This is a genomic window from Caballeronia arvi, assembly GCF_001544695.2.
Classification (GTDB): Bacteria; Pseudomonadota; Gammaproteobacteria; order Burkholderiales; family Burkholderiaceae; genus Caballeronia; species Caballeronia arvi.
The window spans coordinates 1-16164 of record NZ_FCOM02000066.1; the positions used below are offsets into that span (position 1 = coordinate 1).

At 61.0% G+C, this 16164-nt stretch carries 13 protein-coding genes; 5 read left to right on the forward strand and 8 right to left on the reverse strand.

Features of this window, described 5'->3' with window-relative positions; translation table 11 throughout:
* Positions 1-215: 215 nt before the first annotated feature.
* From AWB74_RS37440 to AWB74_RS37455, 4 genes are all read left to right on the forward strand, one after another.
* A complete protein-coding gene (locus AWB74_RS37440; RefSeq protein ID WP_061151643.1) occupies positions 216-1109 on the forward strand; it encodes a helix-turn-helix domain-containing protein in 894 nt (297 codons plus the stop codon).
* A 337-nt stretch (positions 1110-1446) separates the two neighbouring features.
* Positions 1447-1791 carry a cupin domain-containing protein gene (locus AWB74_RS37445; protein WP_061151644.1) on the forward strand — a complete coding sequence of 115 codons (345 nt, stop codon included), beginning with the start codon at positions 1447-1449 and terminating at the stop codon, positions 1789-1791.
* 541 nt (positions 1792-2332) lie between these two features.
* Positions 2333-2875: an aminotransferase class I/II-fold pyridoxal phosphate-dependent enzyme gene (locus tag AWB74_RS37450; RefSeq protein WP_061151645.1), complete on the forward strand. Its 543-nt coding sequence runs from the start codon at positions 2333-2335 to the stop codon at positions 2873-2875.
* Between the two features lie 99 nt (positions 2876-2974).
* Positions 2975-4147: a glutamine amidotransferase-related protein gene (locus AWB74_RS37455; protein WP_061151646.1), complete on the forward strand. Its 1173-nt coding sequence runs from the start codon at positions 2975-2977 to the stop codon at positions 4145-4147.
* Between the two features lie 199 nt (positions 4148-4346).
* Here the strand turns inward: AWB74_RS37455 and AWB74_RS37460 are convergent, their stop codons facing one another.
* The 8 genes from AWB74_RS37460 to AWB74_RS37495 form a co-directional block, all read right to left on the reverse strand.
* Positions 4347-5489: a lactonase family protein gene (locus AWB74_RS37460; protein ID WP_235024818.1), complete on the reverse strand. Its 1143-nt coding sequence runs from the start codon at positions 5487-5489 to the stop codon at positions 4347-4349.
* 118 nt (positions 5490-5607) lie between these two features.
* Positions 5608-6555, reverse strand: coding sequence for a helix-turn-helix domain-containing protein (locus tag AWB74_RS37465; RefSeq protein WP_061151647.1), 948 nt, complete (start codon positions 6553-6555; stop codon positions 5608-5610).
* A 215-nt stretch (positions 6556-6770) separates the two neighbouring features.
* On the reverse strand, positions 6771-7796 hold the full coding sequence (locus tag AWB74_RS37470; RefSeq protein ID WP_061151648.1) for a porin: 1026 nt from the start codon (positions 7794-7796) through the stop codon (positions 6771-6773).
* A 154-nt stretch (positions 7797-7950) separates the two neighbouring features.
* Positions 7951-8925 (reverse strand): hypothetical protein, encoded by a 975-nt coding sequence (locus AWB74_RS37475; RefSeq protein ID WP_143749400.1) that lies wholly within the window; start codon positions 8923-8925, stop codon positions 7951-7953.
* A 292-nt stretch (positions 8926-9217) separates the two neighbouring features.
* Entirely contained in the window at positions 9218-11134 is a 1917-nt protein-coding gene (locus AWB74_RS37480) for a hypothetical protein (RefSeq protein WP_235024819.1), read from the reverse strand.
* A gap of 60 nt (positions 11135-11194) precedes the next feature.
* Positions 11195-12088 (reverse strand): type 2 periplasmic-binding domain-containing protein, encoded by an 894-nt coding sequence (locus AWB74_RS37485; RefSeq protein ID WP_061151650.1) that lies wholly within the window; start codon positions 12086-12088, stop codon positions 11195-11197.
* Between the two features lie 56 nt (positions 12089-12144).
* On the reverse strand, positions 12145-13128 hold the full coding sequence (locus tag AWB74_RS37490) for a DODA-type extradiol aromatic ring-opening family dioxygenase (protein WP_061151651.1): 984 nt from the start codon (positions 13126-13128) through the stop codon (positions 12145-12147).
* A gap of 47 nt (positions 13129-13175) precedes the next feature.
* Positions 13176-14447: an MFS transporter gene (locus AWB74_RS37495; protein WP_061151652.1), complete on the reverse strand. Its 1272-nt coding sequence runs from the start codon at positions 14445-14447 to the stop codon at positions 13176-13178.
* A 674-nt stretch (positions 14448-15121) separates the two neighbouring features.
* Here AWB74_RS37495 and AWB74_RS37500 point away from each other — a divergent pair.
* Positions 15122-16147, forward strand: coding sequence for a porin (locus tag AWB74_RS37500; RefSeq protein WP_061151653.1), 1026 nt, complete (start codon positions 15122-15124; stop codon positions 16145-16147).
* Positions 16148-16164: the final 17 nt, after the last annotated feature.

Sequence of the window (16164 nt, forward strand, 5' to 3'; positions counted from 1 at the left end):
CGCCGCCCCAACCCCAAAAACTAAAGAAAGCTAGCAAAACATCCGTTCAAAACCCGACATCTCTATTTAGCCGGCGGCACGACATTTGAACTTAGCGGGGACATTGTATGTCGCAGCAAAGTTGTAGTGTCGTACTTGAGCAAAGTACAGATGTCGCACCTTGGGTATTTTGAGGGCAAGCTGAACTGGTTTTCGCCCGTTTGCGGAGGCCAGCCATGAGCGAGATCGAGACGATCACCATGAGCATGCGTGAAGTCGATCGTGTGAAGGTCATCGAAGCCGTGGTCGATGGGCGGCTGATGACCTGGCGTGCTGCCGAGCGCTTGGGCATGAGCCGGCGGCAAGTCGAGCGCCTAGCCAGTCGCTATCGCGCCGAGGGCGCGGCGGGCCTGGTCTCGAAGCGTCGCGGCAAGCCCAGCAATCACCAGTTGCCCGAGGACACGATCTGCCGCGCGTTGGCCCTGATCCACGAACGCTACGCCGATTTCGGCCCGACGCTGGCGTGCGAGAAACTCGTGGAGTGCCACGGTATCGGGCTGGCGAAGGAAACGGTGCGCCAGTTGATGATTGACGCGGGACTGTGGGTGCCCCAACGCGATACGCTCGAGAATCGCAAGCTGATTGGTCGATACATCGAAGTGTGGGAATACCCGGATGGGCGCAAGGAGATCCGCGCCAATGGCAAGCTGATCGCGTCGCGTGCGTATGACCGGCTGGCTGAAGTCGACCAGGGCGCCATCGTCGAACATAAGCGCCTTGCGCACGTGCTTGAAATCTCGCAGGCGATTCAGGCCGAGCGCGACAACCGGCGCATCGGCAAAGCGCCTTCTCGCGCGCATCGGGGCGCCGGGGTCAAAACGCATGAGCGTGTGCCTGGCACGAAGAAGCAGCGCGAGCTCACGCAAGCCGATGTTGAACAAGTCATCGTGCAAATGTCGTCGCACAAGAACATGAAATCGACCGCCGAGAACCCAAGTGATCGGTCGGTACAGGCCAGTGACATCAACGCAGGCGCCCTGCCCGATCACATGCAATCCTTCGACACGACGTTGCTTCAACCCCGTAAGAAACGCAATCGAAGCCCTCGTAACCGGGACATTTCAACTTAGCTAACGGTCGGACATTTCAATCTGGCCGTAACACGGTCCGGCTAGGCCGCGAACGAAAAGTCCTCATCAGTAATCAGACGATGCAACGCAGGTCGGCTTATTTCAAAACGCTCGCTTACTGTACATGTCAAGGCCATGTACGTCTGAGGCTGAGCGCGGGCACTTCGTCCACGCGCAAGCCCGACATCGTCGGCGACCGACAGCGCCATCTAGAGTGCTTCACGATAACGGCGAGACGGTGTCGAAAATAGACGAGTCCCGTGTCGGAAGCATACTAGCCTCAGTAACGCTATTGAACTAAGGTGATGGACCTCTTATCCCATCGTTTGGAACTGACATGTCCGACTTCATAACCGTTTTGCGCGAAACCTGCCCCATTCCGGTCCTTGATGCCACCAAGTGGAAGCGCATCGGCGGCGATCCGCACACCGTGAACCTCAACGCTTACCTCTCAAAGGACGGCAGCAAGATCATGGGTACCTGGATCTGCACACCGGGCAAGTTCGAGGTGAACTACGAGAAATGGGAGTTCTGCCACTTTCTCGACGGCTACTGCATCATCACGCCGGAAGGCGAGGAGTCGGTGCACCTAAAGGCCGGCGATGTGTTCGTGATTGAACCCGGAATGAAAGGGACCTGGGAGGTGGTGGAGACGGTGCGCAAGTACTTCGTTTTTGCCTGAGCAGGCTTATAGATTCGATTCAGGCATATCGTTGTCGTCTGGATACCCTTCCGGTCCGCAGCCTATCTCATCTTGGCCCTTGCATGTCGCAAGGGCGCAGCATGCATCAAACGATTCAATGGCTTCACCAATTTGAGTCGCTCCGGGTTTTGGTAGAGGCACAAAATGTCGAGTGAATCGCCATGTGCTTCTTTTTCGAAGGCTGCAGTCGATCATCAGGTAACTTCCCCGCCGGCTTGGCCGCCCCCGATGTGATATCGAAGTCAGGTTCAAAATAAAGTGCGCGAGATATCATCGGCTTTAAGGATCGGTCAGTTTCGCTATGTAAATTCATAGATGGACTGCGTTGTCTTTTGCTTTCATCAACGAGTAGCACAGTTACTTCGTTGGTGACCGAGCCTGCTCTGACGATCTGCGCGCTGCCATCGGACCGAAGACCTGCGCGCGCTCGCCGATGTCCCGCTCGAACACGAACATGTGCTCGTGATGGCCGACGACATCTACGAACACACGCGCTACGGCGGGCCGTTCTATACGCCCTTTGCAGGTCGAACCGCGTCTGCGCGAGTGCACGCTGACGGTCAACGGCGTATCGAAGGTGTATTCGATGACGGGCTGGCGGATCGGCTATGCGGGCGGTCCGGCGTGGCTAATCCGCGCGATGCAGACGCTGCAATCGCAGAGCACGTCGAATTCGAGCACGATCTTGCAAGCGCCGACGCTCGCGGCGCTGGAAGGCGGCACGGATTTCCTGATCGAATGGATCGATGAGTTGCGCACCTGCCGCGATCTCGTGGTCGATACCGTGGCACGCTGCCCCGGCCTGCGTTGCGATGCACTCGATGGCGCGTTCCACGCCTTCGTGGACTGCTCGGGCGCGATAGGTGCTGCTACGCCTTCGGGCGATGTCATCGCTAACGATCTCGACTTCGCCAACTATCTGCTGGAGGCGGCGCATGTCGGCGTGGTGCGCGGCAGCGCGTTCGGCGTGGAGAACCATGTGCGGATCGCGTATGCTGTTGCGATGCGATGCCCACGCTGCGCGACGCGTGCCGGCGCATCGAGACCGCGTGTGCGGCGTTGACACCTGCTGTCGCCGCGGTCTGAAGCGCCTAAGCACCAGACGCCATGCCCGCGACTCGTGTGCCGTGCGCGGGTTTTTCTTTTTATCGGATGGCCTTCCATGCTCTATCTCATCGAAGACGCTACCCCCGAGCCGGCGCAATTCGGCGCCCTTCCCGCGCTGTTCGCCCGGACTTTGAATGCCGAACTCCGCTGCGCAGGCGTGCATTTCGACGAACAGCGGTTTCCCGATGCGCATCAGCACGTCACAGCGGATGGCCGGTTAGTCGCGAGCGGTCTGATCTGGCGCACGCGCACGGGCCTGCCCGACACTGCCGAACCATGCCATGAGATTTTTGCGCTGGCGCACACGCGCGATATCGTGCTTCTCGTACGATCGTTCAAAGCGTTTCCTACGCAATGCGCCGAAGACGTGGAGATGTTGCGCGTCGTTCATCAAGCCGATAGCGCACAGCTCGTCGAAGATGGTTCGGGCGTGGTTTTGCAAGCGCATCGGGATCGCTATGGAAGATGGCGCTCCACGGAAGAAGCCGCATCGCGCGCGGGCGGGCCGTCCATGACGATTGCGCTGATAGGTCGTGAGTGCGACCAGCATCAGCAATACCCCGCGACGCTCGCCGCCCTCGGTGACGCCGCCGATGCGCTCGGCCTCGATCTCGACGTGCGCTTCATCGCGGCGCAGGACATCGATCGCGACAACGCAGAAACTCTGCTCGCCGATGCACACGGCATTCTTTTGCCGGGCAGCGCGGACATGGCGCACGTGGCGGGACAGATCGAGGCCGCGCGTTTCGGCTGGCTGGCGTCGATTCCGGTCGTGGGTTTGTCTCTCGGCATGCAGTCAATGGCGACGGCCATCGCGCGGCTCGCGTTGAAGAGCGATGAGATCGGCATGAAGGAAGCGCAGCCCGATGCGCGCGTCGCCAGCTTCGAGCCGATTCATGTTGGCGAGGATGGCGTGTTGTTGCATCGCTCAGGCTTGCGGCCGATAAGCCTGGTGCCGGGATCGCGTATCGCGGCCATGCTCGGCGCGCAGGCGAACATTCTCTGCAATCATCGCTACAGGCTCAATCCGGCGCTCGAAGCGCCGCTCGCGACGCTCGGCGTGACCGTCAGCGCGCACGACGAGAGCGGCTCGATCGCCGATGCCATCGAGGCCGATAAGCATCCGTTCTTTGTGGGTATGCAGGGGCATCCCGAACTGTCGTCGCGCGATGGCGCGCCGCATCCGTTGCTGATTGCGTTTCTGGAAGCGGCGGCGCGCCGTTCATAAGCGTATGCGTCCGCTTCGAAAGCGGGCGCTTACGCAAAAGCTCAAACTTAGCTGATCGCCGACGCGAACAACGCGGCATCGACATTCCCGCCCGATGCTACGATCAACACACGGGACGTTCTTGATTCCCGTGCAGATTTTGGATGACGGGATCAGCGATCGGTGTGGTGGGACCGTCGGTCTGTCACGGCACAAAGCCTCACCGGACAAAGGCAATGCTCGTCGCGCTCGGGACATTCGCCGCATGGCCGGTGTTCTTCAGCAACCCGGATGCGGGACTGATTGCCAGGACACTCACCGTACCGCTTTCCTGGTTTGCAACCACGAGCCACCTGCCAGACGGATCGATGCAAAAGCTCCACGGCTTCACGCCATCCGAGGGCGCTCGTTGAATTTCCGACAACATGCCGCTCGCGGCATCGACACGATAGACGACAATCGCGTTCTTGCCGCGATCGGCCACATAGACGAAACGCCCGTCGGCGCTCGTCGCGATTTCGGCGCCGCTTTTGGCACCCGCCATGCCAGCGGCGGACAACGACAATGACTGTCTGACCGTCAGGCGCCCTTGCGATGCGTCCCATCGGAACACCATCACATCGGCGGACAATTCGGTGACAAGGTAGGCGAAGCGTCCGTCGACACCGAACACGATATGACGTGGCCCGCTCCCGAATGGCGCGACGAAGTCACGCGACGGATTCGAATCGTCCTTCGACAGCGTGCGCGTTGCGCGATCGAAGCGATAAACGAACACGCGATCCGCGCCGAGGTCGGGCACCAGCACATAGCGTCCGGAAGGATCGACGACCGCGTCATGCGCATGCGCACTTGTCTGACGCTTGCCCGGACCGGACCCGCGTTCGCTGACCGTCGATGACAGTGCGTCCAGCTTCCCGTCACGAACCCTGACGCTCGACACGGAACCGCTGTTGTAGTTGGCGGCGAGAATCGTTTCCGAGGGCGCATCGAAGCTCAGATGAGTCGTGCCGACGCCATGCGTTGCGACCGCGCCGAGTCTGCTCAGCTCGCCCGTCTCGCGGTTCACGCCGAAGGCGGTCACGCTGCCTGCCTTGTTGCTCTCGTCATCGACCGCGTAGAGCACGGGCAAGCGCGGATGCGCCATGAGCCATGTAGGCCGGATATCGCCGCTGATCGATGCAACGGACACAAGCTCGCCATTCGATGTATCGAGGCGCAGTGCTTCGATACGATTAGCCTGCGTGCCCACATAGACCCATTCGTGCGACGCGTCCTGCGCCGGCATCGCGGCGCCGGCATACATGGCAGCCGCGAGCAGCAGCACGAGAACCGGCAAGGTGCTTCGGAAGAACTGCATCATGGGCGAATGGCGAATGGCGAATGGGGTTATGACAAGCGTATTCGATCCATCACCGCGAGTCCTTGCAAAAAAAGCCGATTCGCCGGGACTTTTTTCACCGGCATGCGACAACGCCCCGCTATTGCGAGGATGCCTTCTTCTGTGGCTGCTGCTGCCGCGCCGCCGCGCGAAACTGGCTCGGCGCCTGCCCTACTTCGCGACGGAAAAAACGCGTGAAATATGCGGCATCCGCGAAGCCGAGTCCGAAGGCGATCTGTTCCACCGACATGTCGCCGAAGATGAGGTTGCGCTTGGCCTCGGTGATGATGCGCGCGTGAATCATCTTGGTCGGGCTCTGCTCAGCCGCCGATGTGCACGCCGCCCGCAACTGCACGAGCGAGATCGCCATCATCGACGCATAGTCCTGCAAGGGCAGATTCTCGCGGAAATGCTCGTCGATCAGCTTGCGAAAGCGCTCGACCACGCGGACATCGTGCCGCGAGCCGGTTTCGTTCCCGGTCTCGTCGAGGCTCGTTTCGCGCAGCAGCTTGAGCAGCAACAGGGTGAGCAGTGCTTCGGTTCCCGTGACGTGGCCGATCGCATCGGATTCAACTTCCAGCGCGAGACTTCGGATGATGTTGTACACGTCGATGCCGGTCGCGTCCGAATCGCTCAGCGCGATCACGCGCGGCGACGCCCACAGCGCGATGAATTCGTGCAGCCTGGCATTGACCTGCGCGAGATACGACACCTCGATCGTCACGACCCAGCGGTCGGCGTCGTACTCGTAATCCAGTCCGTGGACACATTCGGTCGGCAGCAGCAGCGCGCACGGTCCTTCGAAGGGCACGCTGCTGCCCTCGAGATTCATCACGCCACGCCCGCTGCGCACGAAAATGAGCTGACCGTATTCGGGATGCGCGTGCGGCTCGGTACGCCAGCGCCCGCGTTCGGTGACGTGGCCAACATGCACGAACCACTGCTTTTCCTCGGGCTGTTCGACATAGAGGCGAACCTTCGGAACCGTGGTTAGCTGAGATTTGGCGCCCGTCCGGGCCGGATGTTTTGCCGAGGCACCTTGAGTCATTGCGTCTCCCTGACGGTTGGCCCGTATGGCCCGTATGGCCGCCGTCTTCTTTCAAAGCATGTGCGGCAGCTCATGACGCGGCCTCCGCGAAGTCCCGAGGCGAAGCGGGACACATCGAACAGGAGATCATAACTCCGGTGAAGGGGCGCGGAAACGACAGAAATTTTTCCACATATTTCCACGCGATGCGTCTGCTACTTACCCCGAGACGCCGATCAAAAGCGATGCACCATGCCGACGATCACTCCGCGCGAATCGGTTCCCGGCGCCACCGCAAGCCCCGTGTAACCCGTGCCGTTGAGCGTGAATTTCGCCTGATTGCGGTTCTGAATGAAACCCGCCGAACCGTACAGCGTGGTTCGCTTCGACAGCGAGTACGAATACGTCACGCCGATCTGCTGCGCGTTGTTCCCCTGCCCGAGCCGGTCGTGCGCGTAGCCGTACATGAGCGAGAGCTGGTCGGCCGGCGTGAAGGAGTAAGCGCCGGACACTTCGTACACGTCGCGCTTGACGCTGTCGTCCGTCTGTCGCTCCGTGTGATAGGCGATATAAAAGCGAGCCGCTCCGACCCCGACCGATCCACCCGCGTTGAAGACCTTGAGGATCGACGTGCCCGTTGCATTGGCGGCCTGTTCGTAGCCGGCGGCGAGTCGAAACGGCCCGTTCACATAGCGCAAGGCCGCGTTGTAGAACTGGATGCCGTTGGCGGGTTGGGTCGTGGCATCGCGCAGGGCGACCATGAATTGCGCGCTCAGGCCATAGAGCGTCGGCGTGAAGTAGGAGATCGCATTGTTCTCGCGAATCGTGAGGCTGTTGAAGCTGTTCATCGGCGAGCCGATGCTCATCACCGACACCGGATCCAGCTCGGGGTTCATGAAGATGTACTGCGGTGTGTTCTGCAGACCGAAGCGCGCCTCGCCGAATGCGCCGGAGACGCCGACCCACGCTTGCCGGTTGAAGGCTGCGGCGGCATTCGCGGCGGCGCCTGTCATACCCGAAAACCCCTGTTCGAGCTGGAAATTGATCGACAATCCGCCGCCGATATCCTCGCTGCCCTTGAAGCCATAACGGCTCGCGAACATGCCTCCCGATACGGCGCGTGCGACCGAACCGCCCGTCGTGTTTCGATATTCGATGCCGTCATCGACGATCCCGTAAAGCGTGACCGCCGATTGAGCATGCGCGAGATCGAGCACGCAGGCGCACGCGACACCCCCTAGCGCGAATAGCAGCTTCTTCACTTTGTCTCCGGTTTCTTTTTCAGGCAGCGCGAAGCCGCACGCCGGCTTGCGCGCCTAGGTAATCGAGGCCGCGTCTTCGACGTGTTCGGATCGAACGCTCGATGCGTCGCAGACCGCCCGCGCGAGGTCGATTACCTCGGCGTTCATGAGTCGCTCAGAAGTGAATTTCGGCCATGACCATCGGCGCGGACGTGATGGTGCCGGGCGCCGCACTCGACGGCGTGCCGTACATGTGATGCCAGTATTCGTACCCCGCGCCTGCATAGACCGTTCGCGGATGCCCCGCGAACGAACCGAGATCCGCAAGCAGCGAGACGCGCGTGAGGAACTCTGTCTGCGTATCGACGCCGAAGCCGTCCTTGCCTTTCGGCCCTGTCACGCTCGCGAAGCCCCGCAGAATGAACGGCACGGGGCCCGCTCTGAAGGGAAACAGCCACGAACTCTCGATGTGCCACGCCGTATTGAAATGCACGTCCCTGCCGGTGATGCCGTTGTGATTGCTTTCCGTTCGCAGCCCTGCCGTGATGTTCCAGAAGCCGTGCGGCACGGTGAATTCGATGGTCGGCCCGAGCACCAGCATGCGCGCGCGCTCGGCATACGCGTCGTTCTTACTGCCGAACTCGTATCCCAATGTCAGGCCATAGTCACGAATGAAGCCGAAGCCCACGGACCGGCCGAGTATCTTTCCGGTACTCAGCTCGACGCGCCCCACGCTATAGATTTCCTGTGCGCCGCCCGACGACGGGCCGCCCGCCTCCGGGTTGGCGGAATTCGACACGAGGTAATCGACGTTGAACGCATAGCTGCCGAAGCGAAAACCGCCCGTCGTCGTGAGATAACCGATGTTCTGCGTCACCTTGTCCGCAATGCCCGGATAGTGGAAGTCGCTGCCGTATCGATAGCCGATGTATGTGTCGTTCCACGTGACCGGCGGCTCGCCCAGCTCTTCGCCCGACTTGAGGCTGGGCGCGGACAGCGGCGCGTTGGGGTTCACCTGAGTCTGTTTCGCCTGAGGCGGTTCGGAGCCGTTCGGCGCCGTATAGACTTCTGCACGGGCGTATTCGCTCAGGCAACACAGCAGTGCCGCACCGATCAGCGGCCTCCTCAAGGTGGTCGATATCTTCTTCATGTCTCCGTCCATTTTTTTAATCCACCCCGTTCGATTCGCGTGACGCAGGGGCATCGAAGTGAATCCGGCGTGTGCTTGTTTTTGCTACGGGTCTGGCTGCGCCCTTCTGCTTGATTTTTTAATCGAGGCACCAAGTCATGGTATTGAAATCGGACGCTCGAGCCTTTACACAAAAGTGAGATTCGCTGGCATTTTTGTTAGCAGCGCGCATGAATTTTCTTGAGGTGATGCTCAAGAAAAAAGGCGTCGTGCCTGAGCACGACGCCTTCATTGGTCGAAGCAAGCCGGCGCTTCAGCGATTCGGCACGTAGAGCGGCATGGCCTCTTCCCAGAGCGTGTCGGTGACGGCGTGCTGGTCGCCGCCATCGGCGTTCATCACCCAGTTCTGGCCGTCCGGCTGAAAGCTGTTGTCGTAGAGTGCAAGCTCGTCGCGAAAGCCGTAGCTTCCCGAGCTGTAGGCGATGCGCCCGTCATATGTCCATACCGCATGACCCTGGTTCGAGCCGTCCGACGTGAGGCGTTCGAGACCGGTGCCGTCAGGCCGGATCGTGAACACGTCGTAGTTGAACTTGTTCGGATCGTCCGGATTCACCTGCTTGCGCGTGAAGACGATCTTCGTGCCGTCCGGCGACCATCCCGGCAAATTGTCCTGCTCACTGGTCAGCACGGTGGTCGTGCGCGTATCCAGATCCAGAATGCGCAAGCCCTGAAGCGTCTTGTTCGACACGCGATAGACGATCTTCTTGCCATCGGGCGAGTAACTCGGGAAGCCCGCGTTCATCGAGCCATCGGTGAGAATCTCCGGATGCCCGTTCATGCTGCCATCGGTCTTGATGCGCGCAATGCGCCCAGGCCCTGCCCCTCGCGTGAAGAACCAGTCACCGATGCCGAACGCGACCCACTGACGGTCCGGCGACCAGGTCGGCTGAAACGCGCCCGCCAGCCCCTTTTTGATCATGTCCGCATCGAGGCCGCTCCCTGACGAATCGTAGATGCGCCGGTAGCCGGAAAAGCCGGTATTGATGACCGCGATCGACGATCCGGTCGCCTTTTCTGTGTACACGAGCTGGCTACGATCCGGAGAAAGCTGCGGGAACACGTCGATGTATCGGTACGTCCATGCGGGATCGAAGCTGAAGAGCGGCGTGCCGTTCGGGTGCGCGGGGCGAAACGTCACTTTCTCGTAGACCATCTTCTTGCCGTCCGCCGAATAGTGCGGCGAGCGAATGCCCGTGTTGACCGTCGAGCGGAACGTGCCGGCCGTCGTATAGAGACCCTCGGTGTCGCCGCCTTTGACGTGATACGCGACATTGGCGGCATCGAGATAATGCGGGAACACTTTGAAGCCGGGCGTCGACGTCAGCGTGGTCTTCGAAAGATCGGACAGCGCGACCGATACGATCTGCGAGCTGACCGAGTTGATGCCTTCCGGCCGGTGCGCGCCCCACGTCGATTCCACCGGCGTTTCATAGAACACGACATGCGTGCCGTCCGGGGACCACGCGGGCGAGCCGTCGTCGAAGCCCGGATGACTCGCGATCTTCTTCCATCCGGAGCCATCGGGCCGGATGACGTAGATGCTGCTTTCCTGCGTGCGCTCCCAACCGACCGGCAGGTTATGCCCGCGCCATTCCGAGCCGATATCCGACGACAATGCGAGCCACTTGCCGTCCGGCGACCACGACGGCCGGAAGTAGCTATGCGGCTTCGACGCGTCGAACGGAATGGCGCCGGTGACATTCTTCAGCGCACCGGTCGCGATGTTCAGCGTCCACACGTTGGTCGTGCCGAAGCCTGCGTCACCCTTGCGCGACGAAACGAACGCGATCACGTCAGGATCGGCGGGAGAAAATTCGGCGGCGTCGTCCACGGCGACGTGATCCGTGAGCCGCTGGAGTGCCGTGCCGTCGATCTTCACGCGATACAGGTTGGATTCGCCCAGCCCGTCGCGCTCGGACGTGAAGACGATCCATTGGCCGTCTTTCGAGAACGACGCGTGGTAATCGAAGCCGGTCGTCGGCAGGAGCTTGTGCTCGTTGCTGCCATCCGCATCGGCGATATAGAGCTCGGAGGTGACCGGCCCGACGCGGTTGAGCAGCATCGTGCCGCTTACACCGCTGGATGCCTCGCTCGCGACTCCCTGACCCGCGACACATGCGCCGATGACGAAGCCCGCGACGAGCCTCCCTGAACAAATACTCGAATACACAGCATGCCTCCAGTCGTTTTACGCAGATGAGCGAGCGGCTCACTGCTTTATGTGATCGTTCTAGCCCAATGTGGCCGTTATATCGTCGAACAACTCGTCCACCGAGAGCCGGTGCGGAATGATCTTCTGATCGAGCGCCCAGTCGATCGCGAGCTGAATGCCCTTGCGATTCGCCTCGAGACCGATGGGCGGAAACTCGGCGGGAACGTTTTCAGCGAGCGCGCGGCTCTCGACGATCATGCGATACAACTCGCGCACGATATCCGGCCGCCGCTTCGGCAGGTCCTGATGCACGACGAACATGTGATTGATCGGCACCACGCCTTCGCGCGAGAACCAGTCCTTCGCGGCTGCGTGCGCATCCGGCACGAGCGTATGCACGCGCGGGTCCATCGGCATGTCCTCGTCGAGCAGCGCGGCACTCAGCTGGCCTGCCAGCATCATTTGCGCAATGTTCGAGCCGGCAGGCAAACGCCGACAGTTCTCCGGGTCGCGATACTCGGCGAGATGACCTTCGCCGAGCGTCATCCACGTGACCTTGTCCAGATCGACGCGGTACTCGTGCCGCAGAATGCCGCGTATCCACAGGGCGGTGGTCTGCGTGTAAGTGCGCACGCCGACCTTCATCCCTTCGATGTCTTTCGGATCGAGCGGTCCGAAATCGATGTTGTAGCCCGCGCAGTGATGCTGGAAGCGCCCCGAGATCGGCGTGGGCAACAGCACGTAAGGCTTGCCGTAGGCCTTCGCCTGAAGAAACGTGACGATCGCGAGTTCGCCCGCATCGAACGCATTCTCGCGCACCATCGCCTTGAATCCGTCATGCGCGCGCGTTGGACCGCAATAGTCGAGATCGATGATGTCCGACATCACGCGTTTGTCTCTGAGCGCTTGGGTCACGCCGTATTCGGCCAGATTGACGCGCAGGGTCGGCGCCGCGGATCGCGTCGTTGCCATGGTTCGATTTCCTGGTGCGTGGATGCGGTTTGGTGCCGCCGTTTCGTGGCGGTCGCCTATTCGGCTTTCCAGTACATGAAGCCCATGCCTTCGCCGGTGCCGGCGGGCGTGCGCCAGCACGGCACGTAGTCCACCAGGGTCATGTGCGCGCGGGTTTCCTGCAGCGCTTTCATCACGCTCACATAGAGCTTGATTTCCGAGGTGCCGGATTGATACGAGCGGTCGTCCACCGCAGCCAGGCCGTCGTAGTCGTAATTGGCCAGCATCGTCATGATGCGATGATCGAATTCCTCGTCGTTCACGAAGTGCGACAGCCCGCCAGATGCGAAGATGCCCACGCGCACGTCTTCCGGCCACGCGGCGATGGCGTCGCGCAACACGCGGCCGAACTCGATGCATCGCGACATCGACGGCTGCGTCGGCGGATAGAAGCAGTTCATGATGACCGGCACATGCGGCGGCGGCGCATCGCCCATGATCTGGTGATAGACGAAGCTGTATGCGTGCGGCACCACGGGATACTCCGGCAGCGGCTTCATCCACACGTTGTCGGGCCACGCGAAAAGATCGGTCAGATCGAAGTGCTCGCGCTGAAAATATTCGATGAGATAGGTCGCCAGCACCGGATGGCAGTCGTGCACCACATGATGGTCCGGCGCATACACCGAACGCTGGGGCGGCCCGTTGTGCACTTGCGCGCCGCTATAGATGGCGATGGATGGCGAGAAGTCGGTGAAGATCTCCTTCTGATCCTTGCCGAGAATGATCGCCACGTCGATGTCCGCTTCGCGATAGGCGGCAGCCATCTTGTCCAGCGCGGCGCGGCAGCGCGCGGCGCGCGCAGTGCGCTCTTCGATCGTCAGAAACTTCTCGAACGCCGCCTCGCGATGCGCTTCCAGTTCGGGGTAGGTCCACGTCCGGTTGCGAAACCACAGTTCCTTGTTGTTGCGGTCGCGCTCGCCGTTGATGAGCCAGTCCTCCGGAGCCTGACCCAGCATGCCGCTGTGCGGCACCGCCATCCCGAATACGATCTTCGCCATGTTTCGTGTTTCTCTTTGAATGTGATAGGTCCAGTGACGCCGCGTGTTCAGGCGCGTCGTAGTGCGCCTTGCTGTTCCGTGACCTGGGGCGCCCATTCGGGGCGATAAAGAACGATGGTCGCCAGCGCTCCCACCACCAGAAAGCCGAGGATGACCATCATCGGCAGGTCGTAGCTTCCGCTCACGTGCAGGAGCCAGCCGGACAGACTCGCCGCGACCCCGCCCGCGAGACTCGTCGCAACCTGCTGCACGCCGGTCACGAGACCGATCGCCTGCCTGGGAATCAGCGTGAGGCGCGACAGCACGAGATTGTTCGCCGTGACGAGGCCGAGCAGCGAAAGCGACAGCACGTTCCAGAACAGCGCCATGTCGAGGGAGTTCGCATACGCGCCGAGCAGCACCGTGCAGCCGCCCGCGAAGCCCGTCACGGTGAAGGCCTTGCGCACGAGGATCGGATCTCGCCCGCTCGCGATGATGCGATCCGCCGCCCATCCCGCCAAGGCTGCGACCATGGCGATGCCCGCGAAACTGAAGAACGTGAAGAGCCCCGAGCGCGATATCGACAGGTTGCGCTGTTCGACCAGGTACGCGGGCATCCACGTCATGCAGTAAAACGTGAAATAGCCGTAGCAGAAGTTGGTGATCATGCCGCCCCACACCACCGGACTGGTCATGATGCTGCCGAGACTCACCGAGCGCGCGCTGCGATCCGACATCGCGATCTGCGCCTTCGACGGAAAGTCACTGCGGACTATCGAGAGCCAGGGCACGAGCCAGAGGAGGCCGGCGAGGCCGGTGGCGACGAACATCGTCTGCCACGAGTAATGCACGATGAACCACGCACCGACCGGCGCACCCAGCGCGGGGCCGAACTTGTTGCCCATCGCGAGAATGCCGACGGCGAGACCGTTCTGGCGTTCGTCGAAGTTGTTGCGGATCCACCGGTAGCTCGCGGGAATCACGATCGCTTCCGCCATGCCGATGATGAGCCGCATCACGACGAGACTCGCGAGCGCGGTGACCGCGCCCATCAGGGCCGTGGCGACGCACCACAGCGCGAAGCTGATCGCATAGGGCCATTTCACGCCGTAGCGGTCGGCGACCCAGCCCATCGGCACCTGAAACACGCCGTACGACCAGAAGAACGCCGCGTTGATCCAGCCGCGATCGATATCGGACAGCGCGAAGTGGCGGATGAAGTCCGCGTCGGCGAGCGTGGACGAGATGCTCGTACGATCGACGAAAGAAATCAGCACGCCGAGCGCGAGCAGCGCGAGCACCGCCCAGCGCTGCGTCATGGCGGGTTTGCTTGTCTCCATATGCTTTGTCTCTTATGTTCGATTGAGTCTTTGTGCGCGGATACCTGTGACGCCTGATTCGCGCTCGGCTAAACGGGCCGCGGGTCGGCCTCCGGAACACGATGCTCGGTGATCACGATCTTGAGCCGAATTTTCCTGATCAACTTCATCCCCTTGTCCTGATACGTCTCGCATCGCTTTCGAAGGCTTCGGCGGCGGCGGATGCATCGTCTCGATGGAAGCAAAGAATATGAAAAGGCGTCGCCCAAGTCCCTACACAAAACTGAGTTTCGATGGCACTTTTTTCGTATGCACGCGTGAAATCGCCCTGATGTCCTGACGCGCGTCACGACCGGTCTGAAAAATCCCGGCGAATCTTGCTTTTGTACAGGGACGCATCCGATGCGATCCCCTATTCTGCTTTCACTTCCCAACGCGACGGCCGATAACGTTTCGTGTCGCCGACGACTAGAAAACGCATGGAGACACGCTTCAACCGCAAGCGCCCTTCGGCAGTCATCGCCTGAGGCGCTCCGTGTGAGCAGCCTGGCTTCCCGACGGGCGCATGCATCGCAATCGCTCCACTGAAACAAAATCGCGCACGCGCCGTCCAGGCGTGTTGGCCAATCGCGTCCCGTGCAAACGTCCGCATTCTTGCCGCGTATTCGATGATCAGAAAACAAACCGGAGACACAATGAAGAAGCGGGTTCTTTTGCCGTTGGCCATTCTATTTTCAGGCGCTTTCGATCACGCCCACGCGCAATCGTCCGTGACGCTTTATGGCATCGTGGATAACGGCATCGAGTATCAGAACGGCGGTCAGGGGTCGGCGGTGCGCGCGGTATCGAGCGGACTCTTTGCGAGCGTTTATGGGCTGAGAGGCCGCGAGGATATCGGCGGCGGATATCACGTCAATTTCCAGCTCGAACAGGGTTTTTCTGGCGTGACGGGCGCGGCGACGGATCCGACCGCCGCATGGAACCGGCTCGCATGGGTAAGCATGAAAGGACCGTTCGGCGAGCTGCGCATCGGGCGTCAGAAAAAGCCCGAATATCTGTTCCTGAACGGCGAGATGGATCCGACAGCGGTGAAAAGTATCGCTTCGCCCATCAATAATTTTCAGAGTGTGACCGTGCGCGCGAGTAACGCCATCACCTACCTGGCGCCTTCGATTGACGGCTTCACGGTGCAAGCGATGATCTCATTGCGCGACCAGACGATGAAACCCAGCGACGGGCTGCACTTCTATAACGTGGTCGCCCGGTACGTGAACGGGCCGTTTCGCCTGTCCGCCGGTTATGAGTCGCAAGGCAATACGACGGGCACATCGGTTCAAAAGGTGTGGCGCGCGGCGGCCGGATATCGCGTGGGCGACCTGCGTCTGTATCTGGCGTATCAGTCGGAACGACAAACGGACAACAGTGAGAAACTCGATATTTACGAGGCGTCCACTTCGTACCTGCTGAATCCGTTCAATCTCCTTTCCGTCATGTACGGATATGCGCACGATCGCTCCGGGCAAGGGAAAAATGCGCAGCAGATCGGCCTCACGTACGAGTACTTTCTTTCGAAGGCGACGAACCTCTATGTCGCGGCGGGTCTGATCGACAATCACGATCACGCGAACTACACGCTCAACGGAACGCAATACACCGGCATTCCCACGTCGCCCGGCGCATATGCGCGAGGCGTCGTGCTGGGCATGACGCACAAGTTCTGAATTCAACGCGATCGAGG

What these genes read in the sequence shown, in the direction of transcription:
- AWB74_RS37440 (WP_061151643.1), top strand. Translation starts at nt 216, where the DNA reads ATGAGCGAGATCGAGACGATCACCATGAGCATGCGTGAAGTCGATCGT.
- AWB74_RS37445 (WP_061151644.1), top strand. Translation starts at nt 1,447, where the DNA reads ATGTCCGACTTCATAACCGTTTTGCGCGAAACCTGCCCCATTCCGGTC.
- AWB74_RS37455 (WP_061151646.1), top strand. Translation starts at nt 2,975, where the DNA reads ATGCTCTATCTCATCGAAGACGCTACCCCCGAGCCGGCGCAATTCGGC.
- AWB74_RS37460 (WP_235024818.1), bottom strand. Translation starts at nt 5,489, where the DNA reads ATGATGCAGTTCTTCCGAAGCACCTTGCCGGTTCTCGTGCTGCTGCTC.
- AWB74_RS37465 (WP_061151647.1), bottom strand. Translation starts at nt 6,555, where the DNA reads ATGACTCAAGGTGCCTCGGCAAAACATCCGGCCCGGACGGGCGCCAAA.
- AWB74_RS37475 (WP_143749400.1), bottom strand. Translation starts at nt 8,925, where the DNA reads ATGAAGAAGATATCGACCACCTTGAGGAGGCCGCTGATCGGTGCGGCA.
- AWB74_RS37485 (WP_061151650.1), bottom strand. Translation starts at nt 12,088, where the DNA reads ATGGCAACGACGCGATCCGCGGCGCCGACCCTGCGCGTCAATCTGGCC.
- AWB74_RS37490 (WP_061151651.1), bottom strand. Translation starts at nt 13,128, where the DNA reads ATGGCGAAGATCGTATTCGGGATGGCGGTGCCGCACAGCGGCATGCTG.
- AWB74_RS37495 (WP_061151652.1), bottom strand. Translation starts at nt 14,447, where the DNA reads ATGGAGACAAGCAAACCCGCCATGACGCAGCGCTGGGCGGTGCTCGCG.
- AWB74_RS37500 (WP_061151653.1), top strand. Translation starts at nt 15,122, where the DNA reads ATGAAGAAGCGGGTTCTTTTGCCGTTGGCCATTCTATTTTCAGGCGCT.